The organism is Pseudomonas kribbensis, assembly GCF_003352185.1.
Lineage (GTDB): Bacteria > Pseudomonadota > Gammaproteobacteria > Pseudomonadales > Pseudomonadaceae > Aquipseudomonas > Aquipseudomonas kribbensis.
In genome coordinates, this window is sequence record NZ_CP029608.1 from 5884115 (window position 1) to 5900704 (window position 16590).

The 16590-nt window shown below is 63.8% G+C and carries 14 protein-coding genes; 2 read left to right on the forward strand and 12 right to left on the reverse strand.

Annotated elements, in window-relative coordinates:
- Positions 1–55 precede the first annotated feature (55 nt).
- Positions 56–967: a LysR family transcriptional regulator gene (locus DLD99_RS26950; RefSeq protein WP_114886060.1), complete on the forward strand. Its 912-nt coding sequence runs from the start codon at positions 56–58 to the stop codon at positions 965–967.
- Here DLD99_RS26950 and trhA read toward each other — a convergent pair.
- Entirely contained in the window at positions 964–1581 is a 618-nt protein-coding gene (gene trhA, locus DLD99_RS26955; RefSeq protein WP_114886061.1) for a PAQR family membrane homeostasis protein TrhA, read from the reverse strand. The two genes, DLD99_RS26950 and trhA, sit on opposite strands and share 4 nt — an antisense overlap.
- 141 nt (positions 1582–1722) lie before the next feature.
- Between trhA and DLD99_RS26960 the strand changes: the two genes are divergently transcribed.
- Positions 1723–2637, forward strand: coding sequence for a LysR family transcriptional regulator (locus DLD99_RS26960; protein ID WP_114886063.1), 915 nt, complete (start codon positions 1723–1725; stop codon positions 2635–2637).
- Positions 2638–2748: 111 nt separating this feature from the next.
- On the opposite strand, the gene madM is transcribed toward DLD99_RS26960, so the two are convergent.
- The 11 genes from madM to DLD99_RS27015 all read right to left on the reverse strand — a co-directional run bounded on the left by madM (position 2749) and on the right by DLD99_RS27015 (position 16576).
- Entirely contained in the window at positions 2749–3513 is a 765-nt protein-coding gene (madM, locus tag DLD99_RS26965) for a malonate transporter subunit MadM (protein WP_085709095.1), read from the reverse strand.
- 1 nt (position 3514) lies between these two features.
- Positions 3515–3931: a malonate transporter subunit MadL gene (gene madL, locus DLD99_RS26970; RefSeq protein ID WP_085709094.1), complete on the reverse strand. Its 417-nt coding sequence runs from the start codon at positions 3929–3931 to the stop codon at positions 3515–3517.
- 64 nt (positions 3932–3995) lie between these two features.
- On the reverse strand, positions 3996–4916 hold the full coding sequence (gene mdcH / locus DLD99_RS26975; RefSeq protein ID WP_114886065.1) for a malonate decarboxylase subunit epsilon: 921 nt from the start codon (positions 4914–4916) through the stop codon (positions 3996–3998).
- On the reverse strand, positions 4913–5533 hold the full coding sequence (locus tag DLD99_RS26980) for a malonate decarboxylase holo-ACP synthase (RefSeq protein ID WP_114886067.1): 621 nt from the start codon (positions 5531–5533) through the stop codon (positions 4913–4915). Before DLD99_RS26980 ends, mdcH begins: the two co-directional genes overlap by 4 nt.
- Complete coding sequence (gene mdcE, locus DLD99_RS26985) at positions 5527–6312, reverse strand: biotin-independent malonate decarboxylase subunit gamma (RefSeq protein WP_114886069.1); 786 nt, start codon at positions 6310–6312, stop codon at positions 5527–5529. Before mdcE ends, DLD99_RS26980 begins: the two co-directional genes overlap by 7 nt.
- The gene (locus DLD99_RS26990; RefSeq protein ID WP_114886071.1) at positions 6309–7160 is read right to left on the reverse strand and encodes a biotin-independent malonate decarboxylase subunit beta; all 852 of its coding nucleotides are present in this window, start codon (positions 7158–7160) and stop codon (positions 6309–6311) included. The genes mdcE and DLD99_RS26990 overlap by 4 nt, the downstream gene beginning before the upstream one ends.
- On the reverse strand, positions 7153–7452 hold the full coding sequence (locus tag DLD99_RS26995) for a malonate decarboxylase subunit delta (RefSeq protein WP_114886073.1): 300 nt from the start codon (positions 7450–7452) through the stop codon (positions 7153–7155). Before DLD99_RS26995 ends, DLD99_RS26990 begins: the two co-directional genes overlap by 8 nt.
- Positions 7452–8324: a triphosphoribosyl-dephospho-CoA synthase gene (locus DLD99_RS27000; RefSeq protein WP_114886075.1), complete on the reverse strand. Its 873-nt coding sequence runs from the start codon at positions 8322–8324 to the stop codon at positions 7452–7454. The genes DLD99_RS26995 and DLD99_RS27000 overlap by 1 nt, the downstream gene beginning before the upstream one ends.
- On the reverse strand, positions 8324–9994 hold the full coding sequence (mdcA, locus tag DLD99_RS27005) for a malonate decarboxylase subunit alpha (protein ID WP_114886077.1): 1671 nt from the start codon (positions 9992–9994) through the stop codon (positions 8324–8326). Before mdcA ends, DLD99_RS27000 begins: the two co-directional genes overlap by 1 nt.
- 206 nt (positions 9995–10200) lie before the next feature.
- Positions 10201–10671, reverse strand: coding sequence for a chemotaxis protein CheW (locus DLD99_RS27010; protein WP_085709087.1), 471 nt, complete (start codon positions 10669–10671; stop codon positions 10201–10203).
- On the reverse strand, positions 10664–16576 hold the full coding sequence (locus DLD99_RS27015) for an Hpt domain-containing protein (protein ID WP_114886079.1): 5913 nt from the start codon (positions 16574–16576) through the stop codon (positions 10664–10666). The genes DLD99_RS27010 and DLD99_RS27015 overlap by 8 nt, the downstream gene beginning before the upstream one ends.
- Positions 16577–16590: the final 14 nt, after the last annotated feature.

The following is a 16590-nucleotide window of genomic DNA, read 5'->3' on the forward strand; positions in this document are numbered from 1 at the left end:
GCGCCGAACAATGAATAAAGATGCCAGACCTATAAACAAAGGTTATGGGATCGTCATGCGCCTTCGTCATATCGAGATTTTCCAGGCCATCCGCCAGACCGGCTCGGTCAGCGCCGCTGCGCAGTTGCTGCACGTCTCGCAACCGGCGGTGACCAAGGTGCTGCAGCACGCCGAGCAGCAGCTGGGCTTTCCGTTGTTTCTGCGGGTGCGCGGCAAATTGCAGGCGACCCCGGAAGCGCTGGAGCTGGAGCGCGAAGTCGACAAGGTCACGGAAAGCCTGCAAGGCGTGCGGCGCCTGGCCCAGAGCCTGCGTCGCGAGCCCGGCCACAGCCTGCGGATCGGCGCGACCCCGGCGCTGGCGCTGTCGTTGCTGCCGCCGGCGATCCAGCAATGGACGGCGCAGTTCCCGGACATCGCCTGCGAACTGTCGAGCGCCCACAGCCGCGAGCTGACGCAGAACCTGCTGATGCGCGAAGTGGACGTGGCCCTGACGTTACAGTTGCCGGATCACCCGGGACTGAAGGCACAGGCATTGGCAGCGGGTGTGTTGGTGGCGCTGGCGCCGAAAGGTTACTGGCCCGAGGAAGAGGCCGGTCAGCCGTTGCCGCTGATGGCTCTGGCCGGGGCGCCGCTGATCGGGCTGTCCAGCGCCGATCCGCTGGCTGCGCGCCTCGACAGTTATCTGGAAGCGGTAGAGCCGCCGCCGCGTGTGCGGATCGCCGTGCAGACTTACTCACTGGCCCGGGCGATGGTTGAATCCGGGGCCGGCGTGGCGGTAATCGATCCGTTCACGGCACTCGGAGCTTCGCCGACCAGTACCGTAATTCGCCCACTCGCCCCGCCGCTGCCGATCACGCTGTACGCGGTGACCCGCGCCACCGAACCTCCGCCCCACACCTTGAATGATTTGCTGCAGATCTTCAGTCAGCGCGCCCGGGAACAACTCGACCGATTGATGCGCCCTTAAAGGACGTAAAACAGAATCGCCACAAAGTGCAGCAAACTCCCGGCGATCACGAACAGATGCCAGATCCCGTGGGCATGCCGCAACCGGTGATCAAGGGCAAAAAAGATAATCCCCACGGTGTACAACACGCCGCCCGACGCCAGCCAGGCAAACCCCGCTGTCCCCAGCGCGTCGATCAGCGGCTTGACCGCCACCAGCACGATCCAGCCCATCACCGCGTAGATCACGATCGACAGGATCCGCGCCTCGGAGCGCGGCTTGATCTCTTGCAGGATGCCGATCAGCGCCAGCCCCCAGACAATCCCGAACAACGTCCAGCCCCACGGCCCGCGCAGGGTCACCAGACAAAATGGCGTGTAACTGCCGGCGATCAGCAGGTAGATCGAAAAGTGATCGACCTTCTTCATGATCGCTTTCTTGCGCCCGCGCACGCTGTGGTACACGGTGGACGCGCTGTAGAGCACCAGCAAGGTGAAGGCGTAAATCGCCACGCTGACGATCTTCCAAGGGCTGCCGTCGAGGCTGGCAATCACCAGCATCCAGACGCCCCCGACAAACGCCGCTACCGCCCCGACCAGATGCGTCCAGGCGTTCAGTTTTTCTCCGTGATACATGTGTCGCACACCTCGATTTCATTACCGCAGCGCGCAAGGCTCGGGCCTTGAGCGTAAAAGCGCAATGTTTCCGTTCAACGCGGGCCTGCACCTGTCCTGATATTTGGGCACAATCGAGCGATACCAAGAAGAGTCCGCGCCATGCTGATCGACGAAGAATTGACCCTGAAGAAACTCGAGGTGTTCCTCGCCTTCATGCGCACCGGCAACCTTGCCCGCGCCGCCGCCGAATTGCAGACCAGCAACGTCAGCGTGCACCGCGCGATCCATTCGCTGGAAAGCGCCCTGCGCTGCCCACTGTTCAAGCACGAAGGCCGCAACCTGACGCCGCTGGAAAGTGCCTACGTGCTCGAAGAACGCGCACAGAAGCTGATTCAGGATGTGGTCGAAAGCGTGCGCCTGACCCGCGAAGCCGCCGGGTTCTCGGCTGAACGCTTCAAGCTCGGCTCGCTATATTCGCTGACGGTAAAGACCGTGCCGCAACTGATCATGGGTTTGAAGATCCGCCGCAGCGAACTCAACATCGACCTGATCCTCGGCTCGAACATCGACCTGCTCTACAAGCTGAAAAACATGGAAGTCGACGCGATCCTGGTGTCACTGGACGACAGCGTCAACGACCCGGATTGCGAGCAGATCCCACTGTTTTCCGACGACATTTTCCTCGCCACCCCCGCCGACTCCCGCTTCGCCCAACGCAGCGAAGTGGACCTGGCGGAGGTGCGCGACGAAACCTTCATCACCCTCACCCAGGGCTTCGCCACTCATCAGGACGGTATTCGGGTGTTCAGGCAGGCGGGGTTCGAGCCTAAGGTGGCGATGCAGGTCAACGACATCTTCACCCTGTTGAGCATGGTCAGCTCGGGGGTGGGTTATGCGTTGCTGCCGGGGAGGATTGCAGCGGTGTACGAGAACCGGGTGAAGCTGATTCCGTTGCAGGAAAAGTACCGGTTGCAGCAGCACATTGGGGTGGTGTTTTTGAAGGCTAAAGAGCGGGATCCGAATTTGCTGGCGTTGCTGGCGGAGTGTCGGATGTATGCGAATCGCCAGGCCTGACACCCCGTCGCGCCCTTCGCGAGCAGGCTCGCTCCCACAGGGAAATGCATTCCAAATGTGGGAGCGAGCCTGCTCGCGAAAGCGTCAGCCCAGACAACTCAAAATCCGAACCTAGCCCACAATCCCGCGAACAATGAAGAACAGCAGCGAAGGCCCAAGCAGGCAACCAAGCCCAGTGTGGAAGGTCGCGGTCAACGCCCCATAAGGCACCAACCGCCGATCCGTCGCCGCCAGCCCCGCCGTCACGCCGCTCACCGTCCCGGCCAGCCCGCCAAACACCATCGCCGAGCGCGGGTTATCCAGGCCCATCCAGCGCGCCGCCACCGGGGTGCCGACCATCACCAGAATCGCCTTGATCAGCCCGGTGGCAATCGACAGCGCCATCACATCCGAGGTCGCGCCAATCGCCGCGCCGGTCACCGGGCCGACGATGTATGTCACCGCACCCGCGCCGATGGTGGTCATGCTCACCGCATCGCGGTAACCGAACGCGTAAGCCATGCACGCGCCGACAATGAACGGCAGGATCGTGCCCAGCAGCAGCGCAATCACGCCAATCAACCCGGCCTTCTTCGCCTCGGTCGCCTGCACCTCGAAAGCCGTGGCAACGATGGCGAAATCCCGCAGCATCGCGCCGCCCATCAAACCGATGCCGGAGAACAACGAAAGATCCGCCAGACCCTTTTGCCCACCGGTCATGGTCCCGCCAACCCAGGCCAGCACCAGGCCAATGACGATGGCAATCGCCGAGCCGTGAATCCGCCCGAACGTCAGGCGTTTGGAAAGGATCACCGAGACCCACATGATCACGCCGACGAAGGCGAACGCCGTGATCAGACCGTTGTGTTCCAGACCTTTTTCAATGAGATCCCACATGTCAGCGACCTCCTACCGGCGTGCCGACCGGGGAGACTTCCGCCGGTTCGTCGGGCAAGGGTTCACCCTTGTGGGTGCGGCTGATCAGGGCAATGGTGCAGCCACAGACCACCACCGAACCGATTGCCGCCAGCACCGCCACCGGGCCGCCGTGCAGGGCGGTGACGACGTTCTGTTGAGCGGCCATTGCTACCACCACCGGAATGTACATGGCGCCCCAGAAGCCGACGCCCATCTCGCAGTCCTTGGTCATGCCGCCGCGCTTCTGCATCCACAACCGCGCACAGATCAACAGGATCATGGCGATGCCGACCCCGCCGACGTTGGATTTGACCCCCAGCAACACGCCGAGCAGGTCACCCATGATCACCCCTGCCAACGTACAGATCGCCAGCAGCGCCACACCGTAAATAATCATTGTTGTAGTCCTCAAAGTGCATCGTCGAATGTTGTTTTTGTTGTTCGAAGCCTGAGTCGGTGATTTAGGGTCGGCGGCCCTCCTCCTCACGCAACAGCGCCTGCAAGGTGTCGAGCCGGGCATTGTCGAAGGCAGTGACAGTCCCCTGCTCGAACACCCGGCGCGCCAGCCCGGTCAGCACCGCACCGGGCGGCAGTTCGATCTGTAGTCGCACGCCGCGCTCGTAGGCGCTTTGCACGGTGCCGCGCCAGTCCACCACGCGGCACATGTTGAAGGCGAGGTCGTCGCGCAGCGCTTCTACCTTGGTCACAGGCCTTGCGCGACTGCCACTCAGGTAAGCGATTTTGGGTGTTTTCAGCTCCACGTTGGCGAACGCCTCGGCGAGTGTCTGCGCAGGTTCATCCAGCAGCGGGCAGTGCGACGGCACGCTGACCGCCAGACGTTTTGCCAGCCCGGCGCCACGACTGCGCGCCAGCTCGGCAACCGCTTGCATCGCCTTGTCGTTGCCGGCAATCACCACCTGGTTATCGGCGTTGATGTTGGCCAGGTAAACCGGCGTTTCTGCGCCGTGCACCTGAGCCAGCAAATCTACGACTGTGGATAGTTGCAGACCGATGATCGCGGTCATGCCGAAGCCCTGTGGATAAGCCCGCTGCATCAACTCACCCCGCAGGCTGACCAGATGCAACGCATCGCTGAAACTCAACGCGCCGGCGACCACCGCTGCCGGGTAGGCACCGATGGACAGGCCGGCGACGTAATCGGCGGTGAGTCCGTCCTGCAACAACTGCCGCGAGGCCGCGACGCCGGCGATCAGTAGACAGAGCTGAACCGCCCGGGTGCTGCGCAACGCTTCGCTGGAATCCAGCTGCAAAACGTCTTCCCCGAGGCTATCGCTGGCCTCGATCAGCGTTTCCCGAGGCAAACGCTGGAGCATGCCGGGCTGCTGCGCGCCCTGGCCGGGAAACACCAGCAGGCTGCTCACGCTGCCTGCTCCTGCGGATTCCACGGGTCGCTGACCAGACAGGCTTCATGGGCGTTTTTCAGCAGCACCCGCGAAGCGTTTCCGGCCCATTCGCGCAGGGCGACGGCACCGAGTGGCGTCTGCAATTGCATGTCGACCCGGCAGATCGCCTGATCGAAAACCGCAACCAGTTTGCGTGCCTGATTACGGGTGATGAGTTGCGGTGTACGCAGGATCAAGTCGAGATCGCTGGCCTCGTGCATGGCTGCAAACCCGCTCGCCAGTTCAAACCCGGCACTGCCGCTGATGCCCCAGATCCAACCACAATCATCGAGCACCGGCCGCAGTTGCCGGAGCGCCCGCATGACCGGCAGATCACGTTCGCTCTCGACATGACAAAGCGCTTCCGGACTGACCCGACAGGCAACCGAATCGACAGGCATGAACGCCGCCAGCCGCTGCTCGCGCAAACGACCGCGCACGCCCACCGCGACGAGCCCGTCTTCACTCAACGCCCGCCGCACCACCACCGGTTGCCCGGCCGCCAGCGAATCAATCGCCCACTGCGGCGCATCCGCCGGCAGCTGCGCCGGCGTCATGCCCCACAGCAGATCGTGGGCCAGTGGAATGTTCACCACTGCGCCCTCAGCAGTTCACGCACGCGGCTGGAGGCTTCGCGATTTTTAGCGCCGAGACGGTTGCTCAAATCCGTCGCGCCAATATCGCCGATGGCCTGCTTCAGGCATTCGCCGACCCGCGCCAGATCCTCCGCCGTCGGCTGTTCGATCTGTTGCACCGACAAGGTTTCCCAGAGCAATCCGAGGCTGGCATAGCTGTCGATGTCATAGGCCATCGGCGGCACGCTGGACGCCAGGACTTCCAGCTCTTCGACGCTGCGCAGAGTCACCCGCGCCGCCGACGCCTTGCCCATCGCATGCACCATCACCCCCGGATCACGCAAGGCGATCAAGCGGTTGGCCTGATAACCATGGGCCAGAAACGCTCCGGACATGGCCTTGCCCACCAGCAGCGCAATTACCGGATGTCCAGCCAGGCGAGCCCGGGCGTAGGCGTCCGCCGCACCGGCCAAGGCTTGATGAATACCGAGGGCTTCTTCGCGACGACCGTAGGCCTGGCTCGGCACATCGACGATGGCGATCAAGGGACGTTTTTGCGTTTTGTCTTGGTCGGCGGTGATCGCATCATCCACAGCCTTGGCCAGGCCCCAGCCTTCGAGCAAACCGACTTCGCCGTTGCGAGCGCGAGGGAAACGGTTGTCCGGATCGGCGACCACGGCGATAAAACGCCCGAGTGCCCCGTCAGCGACCATCAGCGATGGCGGCAAACCCTCAACGGCATTCGCCCCGGCGCTCAAGGCATTGAACCAGTTCAAACCGCGCACGGAATAACCGCTCATGAGCGCTCTCCTTGATACAGATCGCGAACCACCGAAGGCTCGATTTGCTTGTCAGTGTCCAGACTCGTCAGCCGTTGCAGAAACCACTCGGCCCGCTGACTGCGCGGTTGCGCCGGTAAGCCCTGTTGCAACAACTCGCCGACCTGTTGGCGAATCTGCATCACGTCATCGGCGACATAACGATCCACCAGTCCACTGGCGAAACGTTGCTCGCCACCGGTCAGGCTCCAGATGAAAGGCCGGTCGCGGGAGTCATATTCCTCGATCCCGGCTTCCTGCTCGATCACCTGCGGGCCATTCAGGCCGAGGCGTGCTTCCTGGGTCACCAGCAAGTAGCTGCACAGGGCGGCGGCAATCGACATGCCGCCAAAGCAACCGACGCTGCCGGCCACCACGCCGACCACCGGTTGGTACTGCTGCAAATCGACAATCGCCGCGTGGATGTCGGCAATCGCCGCCAGTCCGAGGTTGGCTTCCTGCAAGCGCACGCCGCCGGTTTCCAGCAGCAGGATGGCGCGGGTCGGAATGCCTTTGCGGTTGTCTTCGGCGGCCAGTTCCAGCGCGCCGGCGATTTTGGCGCCGCCGACTTCACCGAGGCTGCCGCCCTGAAACGCGCCTTCGATCGCTGCGATCACCACCGGCAAACCGTCGAGGTTGCCCTTGGCGATCACCACGCCGTCATCGGCCTGCGGCACCACGCCCTGACGTTCGAGCCAAGGCGACATGACGCGTTGAAACGGGTCGAGCAATTCGCGGAAGGTGCCGGCATCGAGCAAGGCTTTCGCCCGCTGCCGTGCGCCGAGTTCGACGAACGAATGTTTGTACAGAAGTGCCGAGGTGTCAGTCATGGCCGATCTCCTCGAAGCCTTGTTCCAGGCGCAGGCGCACCACCCCCGGGGTCGCGCCGAAGTCGTGGATATCGATGGCCATCGCCGGTGGCGTGGTGCCGTCGAACATCCGCGCAAACAGATGCAGCCAGCGCTGCTGCGCGCCGTTGACCGAGGTCTGCACATTGATCGTCAGCTTGCCGGCCAGGCCCGGTTCGATCAGCACTTCCAGATCGCCCGAGCCGACACAACCGACCAGCGCCCGACCGCGTGGCGGCTGCCCGGCGGGGAATTCAAAGGATAAGGTTTCCATCAAAACGCTCCCTGAAGGATGCCGTCGCGCTCGAACCTGTCGAGCAACAGCGTGGCGGCGAGCAAGTCGGCGGCGCCACCGGGCGAGGCATTCAATGCGATGAGTTGTTGATCCAGCTCGTGCAGGCGACGGCGACCGGTGAGGCTGGCACTGCCCCCGGCGTCGAGCACCGCTTGGGCGCCGTGCTGCATGGCGTGCAGACCCGGTTCGCCGGCGCGATACAGCACGCAGGTGTCGGCGAGGTCGGTCATGATCGCCAGCAAGGCATCGAGCCGGGCGTTCTGTTCGCCATGGCCGGTGGCGCGGCTGAGCTTGAGCTGCGGCAGGCCACGCTGCACCACGGACGGGAAGCCGAGCTGCGCTTCTTCCCGGGCACCGCGAGCGCCGTAGCGTTGGGCGACTTGCGCGCCGTGGCTCAGCGGACGCGGCGCATGACGGTCATCGAGCAACGCCAGACGTGCGGCGCGTAGGGTAACGGCGCCAGCGCTGGTGGATTTCGTCTCCAGCGCCGCAGCCGTGACCAGCAGGCCCAGCGCCCAGATCGCACCGCGATGGGTGTTCACTCCGTGGGTGGTGGCGAGCATCGCTTGTTCGCCTTCCCGGCCGATGCGGCCAATGGCTTCGCGCAGCGGCAAGCCGATCTCGCCGAACTCAAGCGCGGCCTCGGCCATTTCCTTGAACGCCGGCCACAACGCCAGCGCCGAGGCGTGCATCAATCCCAGGTGCAGGTCGGTGTGCGCACCGTTGCCGCGACGGTCGACCAGAGCCGGTTTCGGCGACAGGTCGGCTTCGTCGATCAGCGCGTCCACGGCCAGATCCGCTAACCGGTCAGCCAAGGAAACAGGTTTCGCTTTCAGGTTGAGTGCGTGCATTACCAGCTCCTGAACTTGGCGGGCGGGTTGTAGAGGCCGCCGGACCACTCGACCAGATCGGCCACGCTCTTCGCCGCCAGCAATTCACGGGTGGCGTCGGTGCGGCGGATGCCGAGGTCTTCGGGCAAGGCGATCAGACCTTCGCGGCGCATGCGTTCGGTGTCTTTCGGGTTGTGGCGCAGGCCGATGGCGGTGACACCCGCGACGGCAGCGATCATCGCCTGACGCTCCTCCAGCGAACGCGCCTTGTACAGGTAGGCGATGCCTTCTTCGGTCAGCAGGTGGGTGACGTCGTCGCCGTAGATCATGATCGGCGCCAACGGCATGCCGCTTTTCTTCGCCACATCTACCGCGTCGAGGGTTTCGACGAAGGTCGGTTTACCGCCCTCCTGGAAGGTCTCGACCATCTGCACCACGAGTTTCTTGCCGCGTTCGAGCATCGGCTGCTGCGAATCGTCGTGGCGCATGTCGAGCCACGCCGGGGTGCCGTGACGCCGGCCGCGCGGGTCGTGGCCCATGTTCGGTGCGCCGCCGAAACCGGCGAGGCGGCCACGGGTTACGGTTGAAGAATGGCCATCGCCATCGACTTGCAGGGTCGCGCCGATGAACAGGTCCACCGCGTATTGCCCGGCCAGTTGGCAGAACATCCGGTTGGAACGCAGCGAGCCGTCGCGGCCGGTGAAGAACACGTCGGGACGGGCGGCGATGTAGTTTTCCATCCCCAGTTCAGTGCCGAAGCAATGCACGCTTTCGACCCAGCCACTTTCAATCGCCGGGATCAAAGTCGGGTGCGGATTGAGGGTCCAGTTGCGGCAGATCTTGCCCTTGAGGCCGAGGGATTCGCCGTAGGTCGGCAGGATCAGTTCGATGGCCGCGGTGTTGAAACCGATGCCGTGGTTCAGCGACTGCACGTTGTGTTTTTCGTAGATCCCGCGGATCGCCATCATCGCCATCAACACGTGCACAGGCTTGATGTGACGCGGGTCGCGGGTGAACAGCGGTTCGATGTAGAACGGCTTGTCCGCCACCACCACGAAATCCACCCACGATGCGGGAATGTCCACCCGGGGCAGTTCGCTGACATCGTCCACCAGTTGATTGACCTGGACGATGACGATGCCGTCGCTGAACGCCGCCGGCTCGATCAGCGCCGGAGTGTCTTCGGTGCTCGGGCCGGTGTAGATGTTGCCGGCCCGGTCGGCCATGAACCCGGCCGAGAGCACGACGTTGGGGATCAGGTCCACCACCAGCCGGGCGTAGAGTTCGATGTAGGTGTGGATCGCGCCGACTTCCAGCTGGCCGTCTTCGAGCAACTGGCTGATGCGCAGGCTCTGGGTGCCGGCAAAGGAGAAATCGAGCTTGCGGGCGATGCCGCGTTCGAACAGGTCCAGATGCTCGGAGCGACCGACACTGGGCATGATCATGTGCAGGTCGTGAAGCTTTTCAGGATCGGCCTTGGCCAAAGCACGGGAAAGGAAATCCGCCTGCTTCTGGTTGTTGCCCTCCAGCACCACACGGTCGCCGGGCAGGATCAGCGCCTCAAGCGCCGCGACGATCCTGTCGGTGGGCAACACCGCACCGTCGGCCAGCCCGCGCACCTTGTCGAGGCGCCGCTGCTTCTCGTCGCGCCGCCGCGTCCAGCGCGAGTCGGGGGAAATTGTTGTTGTCATGCTCACTCCACGGGGTTCGCTGTCGTGGAGCTACCTTAGGAGTGTGTTCGAGGGGCATCAATCAAGCGCAGCGGTGAATCGTTACGGTGAGCGTAATGGTTGGAATCGCTATCGCGAGCAGGCTCGCTCCCACAAGGGGAACGCATTTCAAATGTGGGAGCGAGCCTGCTCGCGATGAGGCCAAACCGAACACTGCAGACTCTGGATCAATGAACTAGTCCCGCGTCCACCAACAACTTCTCCAGTGCCAACAAATCCGGCACCTTCGCCACCTGTTCCCCCACCTGCACCGCCGCCTGCTCCAGCGCACACAGCGGCACGTCGACATAACTCAACTGGCTGTCGAGCTTGTACGAGCGCGGAATCCCCTGCACCAGCAAGGCAATGAAACGCAGCGTCGGCAATCCGCCGAGGGCGTTGAGGATGACGATTCGGGCCCGTTCGCCGATGACGATCTTGTTGCCGCACGCCGACTCGAAACTCAGCAGCGGAATCTGCCGCTCGCGCCAGGTCACCCGGCCCAGATACCACGGCGGCGTATCAAGGTCGAAGGCACTGGACTGGTAGTCGATCAGCTCGGCGACGGCGACGTTGGGCAGGATCAGGTTTCGATCAGCCAGCGGCAGCAACAGCCCGGTGAGCTGACTGCTGCGCTGGTTATGACGCCGCTCATGCATGTTTTTTGCTCCACAGGGCAATGCTTTCGAGAAGCACCGATTCCTGGTACGGCTTGCCGAGGTAGTCGTTGACGCCGATGGCCATGGCGCGGTCGCGGTGCTTCTGCCCGGTGCGCGAAGTGATCATGATGATCGGCAGGTGTTGCAGGCGTTCGTCATGGCGCACCTGGGTCGCCACTTCGAAGCCATCCATGCGCGGCATTTCAATGTCGAGCAGCATCAGGTCGGGCATGTGTTCTTCCAGCAGCAGCATGGCGTCGACCCCGTCCTTGGCGGTCAGTACGTTCATGCCGTGGCGTTCGAGCAGGCGGCTGGTGACCTTGCGCACGGTGACCGAGTCATCGACCACCAGCACCAGCAACGGCTTCTGCGGTTCGCTGTCGATCTCGTGACTGGCCGGACGCTGCGGCAACCGCGCCTGCATCGCACGGATCGGCGCCAGCAGATCGAGGATCAGCACCACCCGGCCATCGCCGAGAATCGTTGCCCCGGACACGCCCTGCACCGCCGCGAACTGCGGGCCGAGGCTCTTGACCACAATCTCGCGGGTGCCGGCCATGGCGTCGACCTGCACCGCGATGTGCCGGTCGTTGCATTGCACCAGCAGCACCGGCAGCGGCAGGCTCTGGCCGAGCAGTTTCGGCCGTGGCGCGGTTTTCAGCAGCTCGCCCAGATAGCACAGTTCATAACGCTGGCCGCCATACTCGTAGCGCGGCGGATCGTGACGGAAATGCCCGTCCAGTTCATTCGGCAATACACGAACGATGCCGTCGATGGTGTTCAGCGGAATCGCGTATTGATCCTCGCCGCACTGCACCATCAGCGCCCGGTTGACCGATACGGTGAACGGCAGGCGAATGCGGAAATGCACACCCTGCCCCGGCACCGAATCGATGCTCATGGTGCCGCCCAGTTGCCGCACTTCTTCGTGGACCACGTCCATGCCCACGCCGCGCCCGGAAATCTGGGTGATTTTCTCGGCGGTGGAGAAGCCCGGTTGCAGGATGAACTGCAACACTTCGCGGTCGCTGATTTCCGCGTTCGGTGCCAGCAGGCCGCGCTTGATCGCCTTGCGCCGCACCGCGTCCAGCGGCACGCCGGCGCCGTCATCGCGGATGTCGAACACGATGTCGCTGCCCTCACGGGACAGGTCGAGGCTGATCTGACCCTGAGCCGGTTTGCCCGCTGCCAGTCGCACCTCGGCGGGTTCCAGACCATGGTCGACGGCGTTGCGCAGCATGTGCTCCAGCGGCGCCGCCATGCGTTCGAGGACGTTGCGGTCCATCTCGCCTTCAGCGTTGCCGACGGTGAACGCCACGTCCTTGTTCAGCTCTTCGGCGACCTGCCGGACGATGCGTTTGAGTCGCGGCAACATGCGCTCGAACGGCACCATGCGCGTGCGCATCAGGCCTTCCTGCAATTCGGTGTTGATCCGGCCTTGCTGTTGCAGCAGGTTCTCGGCGTCGTGGGTGCGCCGGTCGAGGGTTTCCTTGAGGTCGAGCAGGTCGGAAGCGGATTCGAACAGGGCCCGGGACAACTGCTGCAACTGCGAATGGCGATCCATTTCCAGCGGATCGAATTCTTCGTAGCCCAGGCGTTCGGCGTCCACTTGCTGACGGCTGAGGATCCGCCCCTGGGTTTCGGTGTCGAGCCGGCGCAACTGGTCGCGCATACGCTCGATGGTGGTTTCCATTTCGTTCAGCGCGGTCTGCGCATCGCTGACCTGTTGCTCGATACGCCCACGGAAAATCGAGGTTTCGCCGGCAAGGTTGACCAGTTCATCCAGCAGTTCGGCGGAAACCTTGACCATGTCCGCGCCGGCCTCGGCAGCGGGCGCGGCGGGTTCGGTCTTCAAGGGCACCGGCAGTATCGGCGCAGGCGTTTCCACCGCCACCGGGTGGCTGAAATTCTGGATCGCACCGATCAGTCGATCCGCCGGCGGGCATGGCTGGCCGGCGCGCACCGCATCGAGCATCTGCGCCAACCGGTCATGGCCGCGCTGCAACAGGGCAAACAGTTCGGCGCTGCTTTGCAGGGTGCCGGAGGACAGGCTTTCGTACAGGTATTCGAGCTCATGGGCGAGGTCGCCGATGGGACCGATTTCCACCATCCGCGCGCCGCCCTTGAGGGTGTGCAGATCGCGCAGCAGGGTTTCCACTTCCTGGCGGTTGCCGGGTTCGGCCTGCCAGCGCAGCAGCGCGGCGCCGGAGTTTTCGATGATGTCGAAACCTTCTTCGAGGAAGATTTCCAGCAGCTCCGGGTCGTGTCCGGCGCCGTCATGGCTGGCGGCCTCCGGCGGCGTCTCGGGACCGCCTGACTGGCCCTGACGGAACTGGCGGATCGCGTCGATCAACTCCTGCGCCGGCTTCAGCGGCTGATGCTCATGCAGTTGATCGAGGAACAACGCCAGTCGCTCATGGCTTTGCTGCAACAGTCGGCCCAGGGCGTCGCTGTGGTTGTAGCGGCGATCCACCAGTCCTTCGTAAAGGTTTTCCAGCTCCTGGGCCAGGTCGCCGACCGCCTCGACCTCGGCCATCCGCGCACCGCCCTTGAGGGTGTGCAGATCCCGTTGCAGCGACGACAGCGGCGCGCCGTTTTCCGGGTCGTTCAACCAGCGCTGCAAGGCTTGCCCGGCGCTGTCGAGAATGTCCACCGCTTCTTCGAGGAAGATCTCGACGATCTCGTCATCCGCGCCGATCCCGGTGCTTTTTTGCAGCTCGGCAGTGGCGCTGCCCAGCTCGGAAATACTCAGGGTCCGACTGCCGTCGCTGCGAATCAGGCCCATGGCTGAAGGGTCGAGGCCTTCGTCGAGCAGTTCGTGCAGCGCACGGATGCGCTGCGGTTGCGGGGTGATCTCCTGGCCGGCGGCCAGTTCGTCGAGCATGTTGATCAGCGCTTCGTGGGCCTGCTGCGCCTCATGGAAAAACCGCTCGCTGACCGCCAGGCTGCTTTCTTCCACCGCGCCATACAAATCCAGCAAGGCTTCGCACAACACATCCACCGGCAGCAGGTCCGCCAGGTGCGCGGCCTCGCCGAGGGTCGTCAGTTCATCCAGCAGCGCACTTAGCTCCTGGCGCTCGCCGGGATGCTGCTGCCAGCGCTGCAAAAGGTTTTCGGCGTCGAGCAGGATGTCCATGCCCTGAGCCAGGAAGTTGTTGATCAGTTGCGGATCGCGCTTGACCCGCAGGGCACTGCTCGGTGCATTGAGGATGGATTCGAGGCGTTCGCTCAGCAGGGTTTCGGTACGCTTGATCAGCGACTGCGCACCGACAATCGGCGCCAGCGGATCGTGCTTGAGCTGGCGCAGGCCAACGCGAAACAGGCCCTCGGCTTCCAACAGCAACTCCACTTCATCCAGGTCCAGGGCCAGTTGATGGGCCTTGAACTCCCGGGCCAGTTTGTCCAGCGGCGCTGCCAGTTCGGCGATCGGCAATACGCCGGCCATCGACGCACTGCCCTTGAGGGTGTGCAGCGCACGCTGCAATTCATCGCTGGCCTGCAACGGCACGTGTTCGGCGGCCTGATCAAGAAAGCGGTTGAGGCTGGCGAGGTGGGTTTCGGCTTCGTTGCGGAAGATCTCCAGCAACAGCGGATCGAGCGCTGCGACATCTTCCACGTCTTCGGCCGGCAGCGGCGTGTCGCCCTTGGCCAATGCATGGGCCCGGGCCGCGAGGTGATCGACATCCTGGCGCTGACGCTGACCATTGATGGCGAATTCGGCGATCAGGTCCGGCAGCAACAGCAGCGTATCGGCCAGCAATTGCTGCACCGCCGGCGCCGGTTCAACGCTGTGTTCCAGCACACGGTTGAGCAGGTTTTCCACCGCCCAGGCCAGCTCGCCGAGTACCAGCGCACGGACCATGCGTCCACTGCCTTTCAGGGTGTGAAAGGCCCGGCGCAGCTCACTGAGAGCTGCACGGTCCTGCGGATCGGCGGTCCAGCGCGGCAGGTAGTCGCGCAGCACATCGAGCACTTCCTCGGTCTCTTCGAGGAACACTTCACGCAACTCATCGTCCACCGGCTCTTCATCGGGGGGCGGCGGCAGAAGGCTGCCGGGCGTAGTCAGTGCCGGCGGGTTGACTGCCGACACCGGGCTGGCCAGCACATCGGCCAGCGACTGGGCGATTTGCGGGTCATCGAGTTCCTGCAGGTCCTGCATCACCAGCGCTTCGCTGGGACTGAGCACATCCTCGAGCACGGGTACACGCTGTTCGCTGGGCGGCTCGTCAGGAAAGTAGCCGAGACGGGCCAGGCTCTTCTGCGCGACATCCAGCAGCTGCTCGCTCGGTGCCTGCGGGTCATCGGTCAGGCGTTCGAGGTAATACTCGAGACTGGTGATGACATCCGCGAGGTTGTCCAGTTGCTGCCAGCCCGGCTCGTGGGGATCGAGCAGCAGATGCTCGCGGATGAAGCCGTTGCAGGCTTCCAGCAAACTCGCCGCACGGGTCAGCGGAATCATCGCCAGCGCACCGCGCACCTGAGTCAGCAGCGCCGGCAACGGTTGCAGTTGCTGGCGATCCCAGTCGGCGTCGATGTAGTCGACGATCATGTCCTTGGCCTGTTGCAGGCAGATACGTGCTTCCTTGATCACGATCTGGTGGATCTGCGTCAGGTCGGTGGTGGGCAGACGCGAGTCTTCCGGGCTCTCCGGTTCCACCGTGCCGACCATCCCGGCCAGGGTCGCTTCGACGTAGAGCAAGGCGCCGGCGACATCCATCAGCGTGGCGTCGTTCGGTTCGCGCTGGCCCTGAGCCAGGCTGAGCACCACCGCCAGTTGATCGATGATGACCTTGCGCGGCTGGCCGAAACCGAGCACCGCCAGGGTGTCGGCGATCTGCCGCAGCGGCGCCAGCAGGCTGTCCAGATCCGAGGTGTGCTGGCGGTCGCTGCGCACGAACAGGTCGAGGCGTTCCTTGACCCGCACCAGTTCTTCGCACAGCGCCGCGAGCACCGAGCGCATCGCATCGCGGTCGGGGCCGGCCAGGCGTGCGCGTTCTTCGTCGACCATCGCGCTGTCGGGCAACGCGTCGTCCAGAGAGTAGCGATCTTTCATGGTCAGCATCTGCCCGGTGGGATGTTCGGCTTTGGCAATATAGAACAGCAGGCTTTTGAACAGCTCGGGCGGCGGTGGCTGGTTGAGGCCGGCCATGCCTTGTTCGAGCAGGCGCTTGAGTTCCTTGTCGGCGTCCTTGAACAGGCTGCGCAGGGCCGGGCTGTTGGCGATCCGCCCTTCGCGCATGCCCTCGACCAGCGCCGAGGCGACTTGCCACAACGGACTCAAGGGTGCATCGCCACTCAAGGCTTCGAGGCGGGTGAAGACTTTGCTCAGGTAACCGAGGTGCGTCTGGTCGTCCTGTTCGCGGAGCAAGCCCACCAGCGCCATCTGCAACATTTGCCGCAGCTTGCGCAGCACATTGGGTAAATCGGTCGGTTCCAGCAGGGCCAGCGCTTGCGGGCTCAGCGGCGGCAACTCCGGCAATTGCGGGCTGAACAGGCTGGTCTCTGACAACAGGCTTTCGCCCCGGGCGCTGCGCAAATCGTTGATCAGCGGCAGCACCACCAGCGGCAAGTCACGGCGTGCACTTTGCACACGGTCGAGGTAGGTCGGCAGTTGGCCGAAGGCCTGCAACAACAGGTGCAAGGCTTCGTCGCGGTGGCTGACGCGGTCGTTCTGCAGGGCTTCGACCAGATGCTCCATCTCTTCGGCGAGCAAGGCCGCGCCGTAGAACTCGACCATCTGCAAACTGCCGTGGACCTGATGGATGCACGCCAGGCACTCGTCCAGCCCGGGCACGGACTGCGGATCGTCGAGCACGGCTTCGATGGCCTGATGCGCCTGCCTCAGCGTTTCGGCAATTTCGCCCTTGACCCATTCGAGGGCCACGTAGTCGTGCCGGTCGCCCATAACCACTCCGCTCG

Excerpts from the sequence above, each read along its gene's own strand:
- DLD99_RS26950 (WP_114886060.1), top strand. The coding sequence starts at position 56 with ATGCGCCTTCGTCATATCGAGATTTTCCAGGCCATCCGCCAGACCGGC.
- trhA (WP_114886061.1), bottom strand. The coding sequence starts at position 1,581 with ATGTATCACGGAGAAAAACTGAACGCCTGGACGCATCTGGTCGGGGCG.
- DLD99_RS26960 (WP_114886063.1), top strand. The coding sequence starts at position 1,723 with ATGCTGATCGACGAAGAATTGACCCTGAAGAAACTCGAGGTGTTCCTC.
- madM (WP_085709095.1), bottom strand. The coding sequence starts at position 3,513 with ATGTGGGATCTCATTGAAAAAGGTCTGGAACACAACGGTCTGATCACG.
- madL (WP_085709094.1), bottom strand. The coding sequence starts at position 3,931 with ATGATTATTTACGGTGTGGCGCTGCTGGCGATCTGTACGTTGGCAGGG.
- mdcE (WP_114886069.1), bottom strand. The coding sequence starts at position 6,312 with ATGAGCGGTTATTCCGTGCGCGGTTTGAACTGGTTCAATGCCTTGAGC.
- DLD99_RS26990 (WP_114886071.1), bottom strand. The coding sequence starts at position 7,160 with ATGACTGACACCTCGGCACTTCTGTACAAACATTCGTTCGTCGAACTC.
- DLD99_RS26995 (WP_114886073.1), bottom strand. The coding sequence starts at position 7,452 with ATGGAAACCTTATCCTTTGAATTCCCCGCCGGGCAGCCGCCACGCGGT.
- DLD99_RS27000 (WP_114886075.1), bottom strand. The coding sequence starts at position 8,324 with ATGCACGCACTCAACCTGAAAGCGAAACCTGTTTCCTTGGCTGACCGG.
- mdcA (WP_114886077.1), bottom strand. The coding sequence starts at position 9,994 with ATGACAACAACAATTTCCCCCGACTCGCGCTGGACGCGGCGGCGCGAC.
- DLD99_RS27010 (WP_085709087.1), bottom strand. The coding sequence starts at position 10,671 with ATGCATGAGCGGCGTCATAACCAGCGCAGCAGTCAGCTCACCGGGCTG.
- DLD99_RS27015 (WP_114886079.1), bottom strand. The coding sequence starts at position 16,576 with ATGGGCGACCGGCACGACTACGTGGCCCTCGAATGGGTCAAGGGCGAA.